The sequence below is a fragment of the Bacteroidales bacterium genome, assembly GCA_016709865.1.
GTDB lineage: Bacteria > Bacteroidota > Bacteroidia > Bacteroidales > VadinHA17 > LD21.
The window spans coordinates 1,561,240-1,576,437 of sequence record JADJLX010000005.1; the positions used below are offsets into that span (position 1 = coordinate 1,561,240).

The window sequence follows — 15,198 nt, forward strand, 5'->3', positions numbered from 1 at the left end:
GCACTTGTTATTACAATATCGTCATTTGACCAACTACCGAAAAAAGCGACTTGAATGGTTATTTAGATTTGATGAAATTATCACACAGCCGGTACAAAGGTCAGGATAGCAATCTGAACTAAGTATGATCAAAAACATAATAATTGAAATATTTTTTGCAGAAACGAAAATTGAATCTATATTTGCACTCTCTTTTTGGGGGTTTAGCTCAGCTGGTTCAGAGCATCTGCCTTACAAGCAGAGGGTCGGCGGTTCGAACCCGTCAACCCCCACAACACTTAAACCGGTCGCAAAGCGACTGGTTTTTATTTTTTAAGGACGTCGAAAAATGGTTCAACGGAGCGCCGCGGAGGCAACCCGGCAAAAGAATCAACCACCCCAGTGGAACTGTAAAATTCAAATTCAAAATCATTTCACCATTTGGGGTCACCCCTAATAAAAAGCTAATCTTTATACACAACTTTTTTGTTAAGTTCCTGCTGTGAGAAGGAGATCCCTCATTCCTCCAAACCTCCGCAAGCTCCGGTTTGTCGAAATTCGGGATGACAGGTTTTTTGAGGGGACATGGGAGGAAGGAAGAAACGGCGGTTTGCTCTTAGAAATTTGATTTTTGAATTTTCCCGGGGCAAACCGCCGTTTCTTCCTTCCTCATACCTCTCACCAAAAATGGTGTCATCCTGAATTCATCCTTCCTGATAATTTCTCAATATCCCACAATTAGAAAAGGATGAATGAAGGATCTCCTTATCTCTTTAAGCAATTGACTAGAATTGAGATATGATATGAGATTACCTTCAAAAGGAGGGGAAACCTTGTTTTCTTCGACATATCAGAGATTAGAAGTCAGAGAAATGTCGCCAGTTTACCGTTATAGGAAATCTGCTATTATTTTTTCTCCTTTATCACGACAGACGCCAGTATTGAGACAACAAGTATCGAAATTATAACTAACAGAGAGAGAACTATCGGAATCTCAAATTCAAAATATGCAGCCAGCATTTTTAATCCCACAAATGTGAGTACAAAAGCAAGCCCGACCTTAAGATACCTGAATAATCCCATTATTCCTGAAACAGCAAAATAGAGAGATCGCAGTCCCATTATTGCAAATATATTGGAAGTATAAACAATGAAACTATCCTTGCTGATAGCAAGTATTGCCGGTATACTGTCAACTGCAAAAATAAGATCGGATGATTCTATTACTAACAACACGAGGAAAAGTGGAGTCGCATATATTTTTTTGTTCTGCCTCACAAACAGCTTATTACCATGTATTGTATCAGTAACAGGAAGGAACTTTCTGAAAAACTTTACTATTGCATTCTTATCCGGATCCACAGCAGTCTCTTTCTGAAACAGCATGGCGATTCCGGAGTATACAAGGAAACCTCCGAAAATAATCACTATCCAATGGAACCTGTTTATCAGGGCTACTCCGGCAAAAATAAAAATACCCCTCATTATAAGCGCACCAAGTATGCCCCAGAAAAGTATCTTATGCTGATATTCTCCCTTTACCGCAAAATATGAGAATATCAGAATGAAAACAAAAATATTATCAACACTCAGAGAGTACTCAATTACATACCCTGTGAGAAACTCAAGTGCTTTGGTCTTCCCGAATTCGAATAAAACAAACAGATTAAATAAGAGGGCAAGGGAAATCCAGACTGCACTCCATATAAGTGCTTCTTTAACAGGGACTTTATGTGTTTTTTTATGAAAGACACCAAGGTCAAGTGCCAGCATAAAAAAAATGAAAAGATGAAACCCTATCCAGAAATAAATGCTTATGCCCATTATCGAATAAATATTAGGCTGCAAACTTAGGAAAATAATTTCTTATATCTTTATGACGGTTACCTCTGTGCAGTTTTATAATATCAAAGCTTATCAAAAATGAAAAAAAATCTTTTCCTGGCTGTAATAATTTGCATTTCTCTTTCTGCTGCCACAGCTTACTCTCAGAAAGGCAACAGTTCTGTTAATCAGATAACAGCAGCTGATCTTGAGAGTTATGTTACTTTCCTCGCTTCACCCCTGCTTAAAGGCAGAATGAACGGTGAAGAGGAACTGGATATAGCCGCTCAGTTTATTGCCTCACAGGCAAAACTTATTGGACTGAAACCGGGTAACGGAACTAGTTTTCTTCAGCCTTATTCAATCCATAAGACTACTATGGATCCTGAAAAGACGAGCATGAAAATAGTATCAAATGCTAAAGATACAATAGCAATCAACAAACCCTTTTATCAGCTTGTACCAACGGGACCTACTGACCTTGATATTCAGGGAGAAGTAGTCTTTGCCGGTTATGGTATCAGGTCGCAAAAGTATAAATACAACGATTTTGAGAACCTCAACGCGGAAGGAAAAATAATTCTGATTATGGAAAGAGCCCCAATGTCGGAAGACGGCAAAAAATCGCTCTTTGAGGAACCGGAATGGAGCTCAAGAATGAGTTTCAATAATAAACTAATGGCTTTGCCTAACCTCAAGCCAAAAGCCATACTTATTGTACCTGATCCAAAATCAGGAATCAGATCAATAAGTGATTCTGGTCAGGGACTTGCAGAATATATAAGCTCCAAAACAAGTCTGGCAGGTGAACCTGAAGAAAAGCCAAATCCTATTATGGCGATGTTGCCAAAAATAATCTTTATCGACAGGGCTCTGGCTGATGAGTTACTTAAAGGTTCAGGACATACACTTGAGGAATTACAGAAGAATATTGATGCATCATTCAAACCCAATTCATTTCTGATACCCAACAAACAACTCATTATAAAAGAGGTTACCAGGAAGGAAGTTAAAATTATGAATAATGTTGCCGGATATATTGAAGGAAGTGATCCTGTCCTTAAAAACGAAGTAATTATTTTCTCAGGGCACTACGATCATATTGGGGTTACAGGAAGCGGAATAAATACAGGCGCAGACGATAATGCCTCCGGATGTGCAGCACTTCTGTCAATGGCTGAAGCATTTCAGAGTCTTAACAAAAAGCCGTTGCGTTCAATCCTCTTTCTCTGGGTCTCAGGTGAAGAGATTGGCCTTTACGGATCAAAATCTTATGTAAACATGCCGTTGTTCCCTCTCGATAAAACTGTTGCCGACCTTAACATGGACATGATAGGCAGAGTAAAAGAGGAGGCCGATTCAACAAAGGACACACCTATGACAGGAGCAAACTCAGTCTTCGTCATTACTGATAATCAGAGCAAAGATCTGATAGCGATAGCTGACGCTGTTGATAAAAAAAGTATCCTTGATTTTGACTATAGTCTCAGTGGCAGAGATAATCCCCTGCAGCTTTTTTCAAGAAGTGATCATTATAACTTTGTTGAAAAAGATATTCCTGTTCTTTTCTTTAGCTCAGGAATTCATGCAGATTATCATACGCCGGGTGATGTAATTGAAAAGATAGATTTCAAAAAGATGGAACTGGTAACCCGCACTATGTATGAAATCGGTTTAACAGTAGCCAATAGGAAAAACAGAATAGTTGTAGATAATCCATTCAGCACATGGGGAAAAAGCAAATAAGCCGTAAAGAATTCTTTACAAGGACATTAACCGGACTTGCTGGTATAAGTCTGATTTCAAAGGACCTGAAAGTTCCTGCTACTTATTCTCAGGAATTAAGAAGCATTGGTAAGACCGGAATAATGGTCAGTCCTGTCTGTTTTGGAGCTCCCAGGACAAACGAGGAATCATTAATCAAATATGCTGTCAGCAAAGGAATTAATTTTATTGATACCGGCAGATCTTACGGTAACGGGAACAACGAAAGGCTGGTAGGAAGGGCTATATCCGGACAAAGAGACAAAACTGTTATTCAGTCTAAAATACGACTAGATGAGAACGAACTGCCTTCGAAAGGGAAAGGGAAGAAAGGTGCCGCAGAGATCAGAAATGCACTTCAGACTAAAATCGATGCAAGTCTGAAGGCTCTTAACAGCAGCTATATTGATGTACTTCTCTATCACGATGCTGCTGATGAAAACCTTCTCTTTCATACCGAGACAATGAAGTTCTTTGCAGATATGAAAAGCAGTGGCGTAATAAAAGCACACGGGTTCTCAACTCATAATGACTTTATGAATCTCCCTGAAAGGAATAATAAGGAAGTGTTTTATGATGTCATAATGGTCCCGTTTAATCCAAAGGGTTCATTTGTTCACTCAGTAACAGGCAATTACTCTGAATGGGACCAGAAAAAACTGATCTCAGTTCTTTCTGAAGCCGGTGAAAAGGGGATCGGTGTCATTGCAATGAAGACCTGTTCCGGGGGTAAACATTCTCTTAAAGAAGGATCTGAGCCAACTTTCAAAGATTCAGTACTTTGGGTGCTTCAGCATAAATTCATCAGCTCAGCAGCAATTGCAATGGCTAACTTTGAACAGGTAGACGAACACACTTCCTGGCTCTAGCAGGGGATTCCTCGCTAGCGCTCAGAATGACAAAACAGGACGAAAGTAATAATTATTTCACCTCGAAGAAGTTCTTCACTGGTTGCTTATACTTTATATTCAGATCAGGAATCCCGTTACCATTTGTGTCCTTCATAAGCGATATCATTTCCATTAGCGCCAGCCACTCTTTTCCTTCCTGCACTCCTTCCCGCCTGCTGTCCAGGTCAATAACCGCATTCTTCATATCTGTAACCCTTGCTCCTGTTACATCTTTCGGAACAACATTTATCAATCCGAAACTCATCTTTTTGATAATGCCAATAAACTCAAGCATATATGAATTTGCAGTAACTGAATAGAGTGTCTTATTCTTTTTGGAGAAATCAGCTACCTCAACTTTTCCATCAGAATGGAGTATTTCAACTTTTCTTATCTTTTTCAGCATTCCCTTTTCAGGATTGTATTCAACTCTGATACCTGAGTAATAGCAATAGTTTCCGGGAGTTGATTTATAGGCTACCTGCAGTATTTCAAGAATACTTCTCAGTTCCTTTCCAGTAACATATAATCTGGAAAGAGGATAACCGGGGACCGGATCGTTGCCGGTTCCCATCGACATAATCCTGAAGATATCAGCTGCAGACTGTTTTCCAGGAACAATCCTGTCGCGGATTACTCCAACGGCAACCATGCTTACATCGGTACCTTTATCAGAATGATTATTTACATAACTGTGAATTGCATCTGCCACCATAGGTCCGAGATTACTGCCTTTTATATCACCCATCTCATCGCATTCCAGCAGAAAATCAGATTCAGCAACCGGGTTACTATATTTCATCCCGAGGGGTGTAAGTATCTCTGAATCTATAAGTAATTTCTGATTTTCAATTAATTTCTGTACAACAATGTCACCGGCAGTCTTGTCATCAACGGGAATAAGAGTATAGCCGTCAACCGAAACGTTTCCATTTTTAATTGTCAGAGATAATTTGCCGATATTCCTCCCATACTCTCCTGTCTGTACAACCGGAATGCCATTTACCAGCAGAGGTTTTTCAAGAAATGTATGTGTATGTCCGCTAATGATCACATCAATACCTGCCACTTTTTCAGCCAGTTCAACATCTTCTCCTTCCCATCCGCCTTTTCCGTCAGCAGAAACACCTGAATGTGAAAGACATATAATAATATCGCAATTCTCATTCTGAAGCTCTTTAACCATTTTACGCGCCATCGGGATCTGTCTCGAAAAAGTAACAGGGGGGGCAAGAGCTGCATTATCATCAGCTACAACGCCCATTAGAGAGAAGAATCCGATCTTTATCCCATCTCTGGTAAGCATCAGTTTTCTTCCGATGGTATTATCATTGAATAACTCCTCGAGTGTATTATCTCCGCTCTCCTTTTCGCTAAAAACGGCATTGCTCAGAAGCAGCGGAGGGATCTCACCGTTTTTCTTAGCAGAGGAAATGATGGCCGCAAGTTTCTCCGGACCATAGTCAAACTCATGATTACCAAGGCATGCCACATCGTATCCCATTGTTTTCATCAGGCGAAGCTGGAATCCGTTTTTTGTTTCCAGACTCTGAAAAAGTGTACCCATGAGGAAATCTCCGGCATCAAGAACAAATGTTGTTCCGGTTGCAGATTCCTTTTCTCTCTTTATGATAGTTGCAATTCTGGAGAAACCTCCAACAGTTTTATCATCATTTACTGAAGAAGGAGAATAGTCAGATTCCGGAGCAAATCCTTCAATATGAGCATGGAGATCATTAGTATGCAAAATTGTAATCTTCTTTTCTGATTGTGCTGATAATGAAAGAGTAACAGCGGCAGACAAAATAATCAATAAGGTCCTTCTCATCTATGTTAATATAATTCCTTTAAACAAATCTAATCAAAATAAGACAATTCGCTACAATCAATGCAATAATACCATTGTGCCTTTGTGCCTTTGTGCCATTGCGCCTTTAAGCCTCCTCCTCCAACGCATCTGCAACAATAAATGTGCTTCCTCCTATAAATATTAAATCGTCAGGTGAAGATTTTTCTTTTGCTGCCTTCAATGCGCTTTTTACATCAGTATAAGACTCTCCCTGCAATCCATAATCTCCTGCCTTTGATTTAAGAATCTTCTCATCCAGAGCCCTTAAAACTGATGCTTTGGTGAAATAGTAAACAGCATCTTTCGGAAAGAGAGGCAAAACAGATTTGAGATCCTTATCACTAACAAAGCCAATCACCATATGCAATGAACTCTTCTGAATCTCCTTAAGCTGCTTCAGAACATATTCAAGTCCTTCCTTATTATGGCCCGTATCACATATAGTAAGGGGATCGTGACTTAATATCTGCCAGCGTCCCGACAATCCGGTATTTGAAATGACATTGGTTATTCCGTCTTTGATATTTGCGTTTGAAATATCAAAATCATTTTTCAACGACCTGAAAACCTGAAATATACACTGAATGTTTTTTGACTGGTAATCTCCTCCTAAAAAGGTTGTTCCAGAAAAAGTATTTTTTGTATCAGTCTCCTCAACAACATATTTTCTGGGAAATCCTGAAAAATTGTTTTCACCCAGAGTGCAGCTGAACTTCTGATCAGCGAACACTATCTCTGACCCTGTTTCACCGGCTCTGTTTTTGAAAACTTCAAGCGTCTCCGGATGTGTTTCACTTATAACCAGAGGTGTTTTTTCTTTAATAACTCCTGCCTTTTCAATAGCTATCTTCTCAAAGGTATCGCCCAGCAGATCCATATGATCTGTGCCGATATTTGTAATAACCGACAGAACAGGCTTAATGATATTTGTTGAATCAAGTCGCCCACCAAGTCCGACTTCTATTACCGCCACATCAACCTTATATTCAGCAAAATGATTAAAAGCCATTGCAACACATAACTCAAAAAATGAAGGTTTCAGCGACTCAATAATCGAAATATGATTTGTAACAAATGTTACAATTTCATCTTCAGCTATCATCGCGCCGTTCACCCTTATTCTTTCCCTGAAATCCTTCAGGTGTGGTGATGTATATAACCCTGTTTTATAACCTGCCTCCTGCAAAACTGAGGCAATCATGTGAGAAACAGATCCTTTTCCATTCGTACCTGCTACATGAATGGTCCGGAACTTAAGGTGCGGATTACCCAGATAATTGTCAAGTGCAATTGTATTATCGAGATCATTCTTATAAGCAGCCTTCCCGATCCGGTGATAAGCAGGCAGCTGACTATATAAGAATTCAAGAGTTTCCTGGTATGTCATTAAATTCAAAGTTCAAAGTTCAAAGTTCAAAGTTCAAAGTTCAAAATTCAAAATTCAAAGTTAAAGGCTTTAAGTACTTTAGTCACTCTAGTCACTTTAGGCACTTTTTTCAGCAAAATAACAAACTTAACAATCAGTTAACAATTTGTGCCTGAATTTAGTTATTTTTACAATTGGGACATGAGTTGACAGGAGAAAAGTATAATGCTGACTTTAAACGACTTAGTATGAGAAAGAAGAATAATAAGAAACTGTTTATTATTGACACTAATGTTTTACTTCACGATTATAAATGCATTTACAATTTTGAGGAAAATGATGTTATTATACCGATAGTTGTACTTGAGGAGCTTGATAAATTCAAAAGAGGAAATGACCTTATTAATTTCCATGCAAGGGAGTTCACCAGAGAGCTGGACAAACTTTCAGGAGATTTGCTGCTTACTGCAAATATACCTCTTGGAGAAAACCTTGGGAACCTTCATATTGAAACCGGTAAGGATTTCTCTGAAAAGGTAAATCAGTCATTCCCTGAAAGAACCGCTGACCACAGGATACTGGCAATATCCGAATATGTCTGCACATCAAATAAAGACAAGACAGTTGTGCTTATCACAAAAGATATCAACCTGAGGATGAAAGCCAAATCACTCGGAATAATTGCCCAGGATTATGAGAATGACAAGGTTGCTGATATCGACGATCTCTACAAAGGCATAACAATAATGGAAGGTGTCGATCAAACTCTTATCAGCAAGCTTTATGAGCTGCCTGAAGGGGTCAGTTCAGAAGAATTCAAACTCGAGAAAGATATGAAAGGGCACCAGTTTTTTATAATGAAAAACAACGGATCCAGTGCCCTGGCTCATTATAACCCTGTGAGTAAAAACCTTACCAGGGTGATCAAGCAAACTACTTATGGTATAGATCCCCGTAATGCTGAACAAACATTTGCCATAGAGGCACTCTCAAATCCTGATATTCAGCTGGTTTCACTTACCGGAAAAGCCGGCACGGGAAAAACTCTTCTTGCACTGGCTGCTGCGCTTCAGCAACATAAAAGATACAAACAGATCTTTCTTGCCCGTCCAATAGTCCCGCTTGCAAACCGCGATCTCGGTTTCCTTCCTGGTGACGTAAAAGAAAAAATGGATCCTTACATGCAGCCTCTGTATGATAACCTTACCGTAATAAAACATAAATTCAGTCATCAGAGTCCCGAATTCCTTCGTATTAATGATATGATGAAAGAGGATAAGCTTGTTATAACTCCCCTTGCATATATCAGAGGAAGAAGCCTTTCAAGCATATTCTTTATTGTAGATGAGGCCCAGAACCTTACTCCCCACGAGATAAAAACAATCATTACAAGGGCAGGCGAAGGAACAAAAATGGTATTTACAGGCGATATAGAACAGATAGATTCTCCATACCTCGACACTGCATCAAACGGACTTAGTTACCTGTCGGATAAAATGAAGAATCAGGATATTTTTGCCCATGTGAACCTTGTAAAAGGAGAAAGGAGCTTTCTGGCTGAACTGGCCAGTAAATTATTATAAGTTAAAAGGCAAAAGGCAAAAGTTAAAAGTCAAAGTTAAATACATAACTAACCCTATTTATAGTATGAAAACAAGAACTATCCAGCTAACCGCAGTATTGATAATTACATTACTTCTGATCCCATCTGCCATTATGGCTCAGGGAAAAGCTAAAAAAGAAAAGGCTCCAAAAGCTCCAAAGGGTACAGTAATGCTCTTCAATGGCAAGAACCTTGATAATTGGGTATTTCACCTTAAAGATCCTGCTGTCGATCCTGCTAAAGTGTTCACTGTTCAGGATGGTGTAATTCACATTAAAGGTGATCCTTTCGGGTATATGCGCACAAAGGAATCTTATTCAGATTATAAACTTCATGTTGAATACCGGTACCCGGTTGAATTGTCGAACAGCGGTGTGTTTATACATGGACAGGGAGCTGATACAATCTGGCTGAAATGCATTGAATGTCAGCTGAAAGCGGGCAGTGCAGGTGATTTTGTCTGCATGAACGGGTCTGATATGAATGAGAGAAAAGATAAAGCCAACCGTGTTGTAAGAAAACTTGCAGAATCTAATGAAAAACCTGTGGGAGAATGGAATACAATAGAGGTTACATGCAAGGCTAACACTATAGAGGTTGTTGTTAACGGATTAACACAGAATAAAGGGACTAATTTAAATATCACCTCAGGAAGTATCTGCCTGCAGAGTGAAGGAAAAGCTATCGAATTCAGAAATGTATTTCTGACACCACTTAAAAAATAGGATGGAGATCCCTAAAAAAAAGTTGCATTTCATACACTTGGCTGTAAGCTGAATTTTGCAGAAACTTCAACTATCTCAAGATCATTCCCGGAGGAAAAATTTGAGAGGGTGCCTGCAAATACGAAGGCTGATATATATGTAATAAACACATGTTCTGTTACAGACGCAGCTGATAAAAAATGCCGGCAGGCAATAAAGAAATTTATCACCCTGTCGCCCGATGCATTTATTGCAGTTGTGGGATGCTATGCCCAGCTAAAACCTCAGGAGATCTCATCAATTCCGGGGGTTGATCTTGTACTGGGCACAAATGAAAAATTCGATATTACTGATTATATATCCGGCTTAAAGAAAAGATCACATGCAGAGATCCATTCATGCGATCTTTCATCTTCAGACTCCTTTAATCAGTCGTATTCAATGGGCGACCGCACACGATCTTTCCTTAAAGTCCAGGATGGTTGCGATTACGGCTGCTCATACTGCACAATACCACTTGCACGGGGAAAAAGCAGGAATCCTGAAATCGACTCTATCTTAAGTGAAGCAGAAAAAATAGCTGAAATAGGTGTAAAAGAGATTGTTATAACCGGCGTAAATATAGGCGACTTCGGAAAATCCACAGGAGGCTCATTTGCTGAACTTCTTAAAGAACTTATCGGAATAAACGGTATAGAGAGGTACCGGATCTCTTCCATCGAGCCAAATCTGCTTACAGATGAAATAATTGAGATGACTGCGGCTAATGAAAAGATACTGCCCCACTTCCACATTCCGCTTCAGAGCGGCTGCAATAAAATCCTTGGTCTGATGAGAAGGAGATACACACGGGAAGTGTTTGCTGACAGGGTAAATGCAGTAATAAAGAAAATACCTTTTGCAGGTATCGGGGCTGATGTTATTATAGGATTCCCAGGTGAAACAAAAGCTGATTTTGATGATACTTATTCGTTTATTGAAAGCTTACCTCTCTCCTATCTCCACGTTTTCACATTCTCTGAAAGACCCGATACCGCAGCTGAGAAACTTCCCGGAAAAGTTGATCATAATGAGAAGGATGCAAGAAGTAAAAAGCTTATTTCCCTTTCTGAAATGAAGAGCCTTGAATTTTACAAATCCAATCTCGGACTCGAAACAAAAGTATTGTTTGAAAGAACACGCTCAGGGGGATTAATAACCGGATTTACATCGAATTATATAAGAGTGGAACATCCATGGAATGCCAGACTTGCAGGTACTGTAAGACGGGTTATGCTTAAGAAAATAGAACCAGGTGGAAGGATTAGTGTTGAATTAACTGACTGAAAAATGATCAACCTTAAAGAGATTTGCACACAAGTTGAAAATAGTGCCCGCGAAACAGGAGCTTTCATAAGAAGAGAAGCTGAGAACTTTGATATCAGCAGGACAGAAACCAAAGGATTAAATGACTTTGTCAGTTACGTTGATAAGACTTCTGAAAAAATGCTTGTTGCAAAACTGAGTCAGCTTCTTCCGGAAGCAGGATTCAAAACAGAAGAGGGGACAATTGAAAAAACAGGTATAAAATACTGCTGGGTAATCGATCCGCTCGATGGCACTACAAATTTCCTTCATGGACTTAACCCTTATGCTATAAGTATTGGACTGATGGAATATGATGAAGTTGTTGCCGGAGTGGTATATGTCATTAAAGAAGATGAAATGTTTACCGCCTGGAAAGATGGGGGAGCATGGCTTAACGGGAGGCAGATCCATGTTTCAAAAGCAAAAAAAATATCTGCCAGCCTGATCGCAACCGGTTTCCCTTATAGTGATTTCAGCCGTTTGGATAATTATATGAATTGTTTCACCTGGTTCTGCAAAAATTCTCAGGGAGTCAGACGTTTAGGATCTGCGGCAACAGATATTGCATATATTGCCTGTGGCAGGTTTGAAGTATTCTACGAATATGGTCTTCATGCATGGGATATAGCTGCCGGAATAATCATTTTACGCGAAGCCGGGGGAAAAATAAGCGACTTTGCAGGGAATGAGAAAAACCTTTCCGGAGAAGAAATTGTGGCAGCAAACAGCGCAGTATTTCCTGAAGTTCTGGAAATTGTGCGTAAATTTATGCAGAATTAGTCTTTTTTTAAATGAGCGCAATTGCCTACTATATTTTCTATCCTCTGAACTGGATAGTTACTCTCCTGCCGCTAAGAGTTTTATATATTTTTTCGGACCTGCTTTTTCTTGTACTATATTATTTCCCGTCATACCGGAGAAAAGTAGTCGCAACAAACCTCAAAAATTCTTTCCCTGAAAAATCTGAAACCGAACTCAAAATAATTGAAAAGAAGTTTTACAGACATCTTTCTGACCTTTTTATTGAGACTCTTAAGCTCACACATATGTCGGAAAAGGAATTCATGAGCAGGTTTACAGTCACCAACCTTCATATTATTGAAAAGCTCCTTGAGGAGAAACGCGATACTATTGCTGTGCTGGGACATTACAACAACTGGGAATGGCTCGGAGCCTTCCCTATGTACACAAAATATAAAGCAGTATCTATTTATAAACCACTTCAGAACAAGTATTTCGACAGGTTCATAAATAGCCTTAGAACCAAACATGGAATGGTACTCACCTCGATGGCTAACATTATCAGAGAGATAATCAACGATAGAAAGAATAATATCAATACAATCTCAGCTTTTATCTCAGATCAGATACCAATAAAGACTGAAATTAAATACTGGACTACTTTTCTGAATCAGGATACACCGGTATATTTGGGAACTGAAAAAGTTGCCTCCAAATATGATATGGCAATTGTGTTTTTCAATATTCAGAAAATCAAACGAGGTTATTACAATCTTAATATTGAACTGCTTTTTGAACATACTTCTGGCCTTCCTGAGCACCTCATAACAGATACTCACGTAAATCGTCTCGAAGAGTTAATAAGAGAGAAACCTGAATTCTGGATCTGGAGCCACCGCCGCTGGAAACATAAGAGACCGGTAGAAAATGCTTAAAACTGCAATAGTAATATTAAACTGGAATGGTATTGGTTTTCTTAAACAATTCCTACAGACAGTTATCGATCATTCAGCTGATATTAATACAGTTATATATATTGCTGATAATGGATCAACTGATGGTTCTGCTGAATGGATTGAAGAAAACCACAAAGATGTAAAACTGATCAGGCTTGGTAAAAATCATGGATTTGCCGGTGGCTACAATCTTGCACTGGCAAAGATAAAAGCAGAGTATTACATACTCCTCAACTCAGACATTGAGGTAACTGCAGGATGGCTGCAACCGCTTGTTGATTATATGGATAGGTATCCTGATGTTGCATCATGCCAACCTAAAATTCTAGCTTATAATAATAAAGCTTACTTTGAATATGCCGGGGCAGCCGGAGGATATATAGATAAGTACGGGTATCCTTTCTGCAGAGGCAGGATCCTTCATAAAACCGAAAAGGATACAGGGCAGTACGATGATCCGGTCGATACCTTCTGGTCGAGCGGAGCCTGCATGATAGTGCGTGCCTCAACCTGGAAAAAGTGCGGAGGACTCGACGCTGCCTTCTTTGCCCATATGGAGGAAATTGATCTCTGCTGGCGGTTCCATAAAGCAGGATTCAGGGTCTGCTGTAATCCTGCATCTGTTGTTTACCATGTAGGAGGAGGCACTCTTCCATACAACTCCAGGCTGAAAACCTACCTGAACTTCAGGAACAGCCTCTTCATGCTATTTAAAAACCTCCCGGATAAAGATCTTGAGAATATTATCTACAGGCGCAAACTCCTCGACGGATTGGCAGGGTTGTTCTTCCTGCTGAAAGGTCAGTTCGGCAATATTAAATCAATCCTTAAAGCCCACAGGGATTTCTTCAAGTGCGACAGTATACTTGTTGATAAAAGAGTAATCGTCAAAAAACTTGAAAAGGAAAATTATTATGTGCCTGTTTTGAACAAGAGCATCATTTTTGAGTTTTATGCTAAACAAAACAAGACATTCAGAAGCATAAAAGGAACAAACAATTTAAAATGAGAAAAATTCAAATGCTGATATTCTTTTCAATAGTACTCGTACTTTACTCACTGGTAAATATTTACATCTTCTATAAGGGTTATGGGGCAATTCCTGCGCTGCACGATAACAGACTCCTCTACTCAATCGTTTTCTTCTTCCTCGCAGCCGTATTCATAGCCGCCAAGTTTCTCGAATCTAGGCACTCCTCGGTTATAACAGATGTCTTTAATATAATTGGAGGATTCTGGATGGCATTTATGCTTTACGGATTCTTATTTTTCCTGATATCTGATATTGTTCTGCTGTTTCTGAGGGTTTCACACCTCATCAGCGGTGATAATATCTTACTGTACAAGAAGTGGGCCTTCATTGCAACAATCTCTTTATCTGCAGTTTTAATCATAGGTGGTTTTATAAATGCGGTCATTCCGGTTGTCAAGGAATATAATATTACAATTAATAAATCTGCAGGAGAAATAAAAAACCTGAGGATTGCTGCAGTTTCTGATATTCACCTTGGAAGCATTATAAGAAAAAGAAGCATAAAGAAACTTTCAACGATGCTTCAGGAGATAAAACCTGATCTTGTTTTGCTGCTTGGAGATATAATTGATGGCGAAATCGGACCTGTACTGAGAGGCGACCTGCTCCAGTATTTTACATGTCCCAAATGTAATGATGGCCTTTATGCAATTACCGGTAATCATGAATTTATCGGTGGAGGAGGTAAAACAATTCCATACATTGAAAGCAAGGGGATTAAGGTTCTTAAGGATGAAATGGTAATCCTCGACGGAGGCATTCAGCTACTGGGCAGGATCGACAGAGATTCATTCCGCTTCTACGGTAAAGAACGTATGCCTCTTAGTCAGCTTATGCAACAGGCTGATACATCCAAACCGGTAATCCTGCTCGACCATCAGCCTTTTCACCTCGATGAGTCTGCCAGGGCGGGAGTTGATCTTCAGCTTTCAGGACATACTCATAATGGCCAGATGTGGCCCTTAAATTATCTTACAAATAAGATCTATGAGTTAAGTTATGGTTACCTGAAAAAAGGCAACTCGCATTTTATTGTATCTTCCGGTTACGGCCTGTGGGGTCCAAGGGTAAGATCAGGAAGCAGATCTGAAGTACTTCTTATTAATATTACTTTCTCAGGTTCTGATTTGTCCCCGAAATAG

The 15,198-nt window shown here is 39.4% G+C and carries 12 protein-coding genes and 1 tRNA gene; 10 read left to right on the top strand and 3 right to left on the bottom strand.

What is annotated here, in order from left to right; all coding sequences use genetic code 11:
- Positions 1–197: 197 nt before the first annotated feature.
- A tRNA-Val gene (locus IPJ16_14890) sits at positions 198–272 on the top strand.
- 613 nt (positions 273–885) lie between these two features.
- Here IPJ16_14890 and IPJ16_14895 read toward each other — a convergent pair.
- Complete coding sequence (locus IPJ16_14895; GenBank protein ID MBK7628461.1) at positions 886–1,803, bottom strand: TerC family protein; 918 nt, start codon at positions 1,801–1,803, stop codon at positions 886–888.
- Between the two features lie 99 nt (positions 1,804–1,902).
- Here IPJ16_14895 and IPJ16_14900 point away from each other — a divergent pair, with 99 nt between their 5' ends.
- Together IPJ16_14900 and IPJ16_14905 are read left to right on the top strand one after the other, a co-directional pair.
- A complete protein-coding gene (locus IPJ16_14900) occupies positions 1,903–3,549 on the top strand; it encodes a M28 family peptidase (GenBank protein ID MBK7628462.1) in 1,647 nt (548 codons plus the stop codon).
- The gene (locus IPJ16_14905) at positions 3,531–4,436 is read left to right on the top strand and encodes an aldo/keto reductase (GenBank protein ID MBK7628463.1); all 906 of its coding nucleotides are present in this window, start codon (positions 3,531–3,533) and stop codon (positions 4,434–4,436) included. The genes IPJ16_14900 and IPJ16_14905 overlap by 19 nt, the downstream gene beginning before the upstream one ends.
- A 52-nt stretch (positions 4,437–4,488) precedes the next feature.
- Here the strand turns inward: IPJ16_14905 and IPJ16_14910 are convergent, their stop codons facing one another.
- Both IPJ16_14910 and IPJ16_14915 read right to left on the bottom strand, forming a co-directional pair.
- Complete coding sequence (locus IPJ16_14910; protein MBK7628464.1) at positions 4,489–6,285, bottom strand: bifunctional metallophosphatase/5'-nucleotidase; 1,797 nt, start codon at positions 6,283–6,285, stop codon at positions 4,489–4,491.
- 106 nt (positions 6,286–6,391) lie between these two features.
- Positions 6,392–7,693, bottom strand: coding sequence for a bifunctional folylpolyglutamate synthase/dihydrofolate synthase (locus tag IPJ16_14915; protein MBK7628465.1), 1,302 nt, complete (start codon positions 7,691–7,693; stop codon positions 6,392–6,394).
- Positions 7,694–7,920: 227 nt separating this feature from the next.
- Here IPJ16_14915 and IPJ16_14920 point away from each other — a divergent pair, with 227 nt between their 5' ends.
- The 7 genes from IPJ16_14920 (at position 7,921) to IPJ16_14950 (ending at position 15,198) form a co-directional block, all read left to right on the top strand.
- Positions 7,921–9,255, top strand: coding sequence for a PhoH family protein (locus tag IPJ16_14920; protein MBK7628466.1), 1,335 nt, complete (start codon positions 7,921–7,923; stop codon positions 9,253–9,255).
- 64 nt (positions 9,256–9,319) lie between these two features.
- Positions 9,320–10,000 carry a DUF1080 domain-containing protein gene (locus IPJ16_14925; GenBank protein ID MBK7628467.1) on the top strand — a complete coding sequence of 227 codons (681 nt, stop codon included), beginning with the start codon at positions 9,320–9,322 and terminating at the stop codon, positions 9,998–10,000.
- A gap of 48 nt (positions 10,001–10,048) precedes the next feature.
- Positions 10,049–11,305 carry a tRNA (N(6)-L-threonylcarbamoyladenosine(37)-C(2))-methylthiotransferase MtaB gene (mtaB, locus tag IPJ16_14930; GenBank protein MBK7628468.1) on the top strand — a complete coding sequence of 419 codons (1,257 nt, stop codon included), beginning with the start codon at positions 10,049–10,051 and terminating at the stop codon, positions 11,303–11,305.
- A gap of 3 nt (positions 11,306–11,308) precedes the next feature.
- A complete protein-coding gene (locus tag IPJ16_14935) occupies positions 11,309–12,106 on the top strand; it encodes an inositol monophosphatase (GenBank protein ID MBK7628469.1) in 798 nt (265 codons plus the stop codon).
- Positions 12,107–12,117: 11 nt separating this feature from the next.
- Entirely contained in the window at positions 12,118–13,002 is an 885-nt protein-coding gene (locus tag IPJ16_14940) for a lysophospholipid acyltransferase family protein (GenBank protein MBK7628470.1), read from the top strand.
- Positions 12,995–14,032, top strand: a complete 1,038-nt coding sequence (locus tag IPJ16_14945; protein MBK7628471.1) for a glycosyltransferase family 2 protein — start codon at positions 12,995–12,997, stop codon at positions 14,030–14,032. Before IPJ16_14940 ends, IPJ16_14945 begins: the two co-directional genes overlap by 8 nt.
- On the top strand, positions 14,029–15,198 hold the full coding sequence (locus tag IPJ16_14950) for a metallophosphoesterase (protein MBK7628472.1): 1,170 nt from the start codon (positions 14,029–14,031) through the stop codon (positions 15,196–15,198). The genes IPJ16_14945 and IPJ16_14950 overlap by 4 nt, the downstream gene beginning before the upstream one ends.

Bases quoted from the DNA above. Each gene is read 5' to 3' on its own strand.
- IPJ16_14910 (MBK7628464.1), bottom strand. From the start codon at position 6,285: ATGAGAAGGACCTTATTGATTATTTTGTCTGCCGCTGTTACTCTTTCA.
- IPJ16_14920 (MBK7628466.1), top strand. From the start codon at position 7,921: ATGAGAAAGAAGAATAATAAGAAACTGTTTATTATTGACACTAATGTT.
- IPJ16_14925 (MBK7628467.1), top strand. From the start codon at position 9,320: ATGAAAACAAGAACTATCCAGCTAACCGCAGTATTGATAATTACATTA.
- IPJ16_14950 (MBK7628472.1), top strand. From the start codon at position 14,029: ATGAGAAAAATTCAAATGCTGATATTCTTTTCAATAGTACTCGTACTT.
- IPJ16_14915 (MBK7628465.1), bottom strand. From the start codon at position 7,693: ATGACATACCAGGAAACTCTTGAATTCTTATATAGTCAGCTGCCTGCT.
- IPJ16_14905 (MBK7628463.1), top strand. From the start codon at position 3,531: ATGGGGAAAAAGCAAATAAGCCGTAAAGAATTCTTTACAAGGACATTA.
- IPJ16_14900 (MBK7628462.1), top strand. From the start codon at position 1,903: ATGAAAAAAAATCTTTTCCTGGCTGTAATAATTTGCATTTCTCTTTCT.
- IPJ16_14940 (MBK7628470.1), top strand. From the start codon at position 12,118: ATGAGCGCAATTGCCTACTATATTTTCTATCCTCTGAACTGGATAGTT.
- IPJ16_14935 (MBK7628469.1), top strand. From the start codon at position 11,309: ATGATCAACCTTAAAGAGATTTGCACACAAGTTGAAAATAGTGCCCGC.
- IPJ16_14895 (MBK7628461.1), bottom strand. From the start codon at position 1,803: ATGGGCATAAGCATTTATTTCTGGATAGGGTTTCATCTTTTCATTTTT.
- IPJ16_14945 (MBK7628471.1), top strand. From the start codon at position 12,995: ATGCTTAAAACTGCAATAGTAATATTAAACTGGAATGGTATTGGTTTT.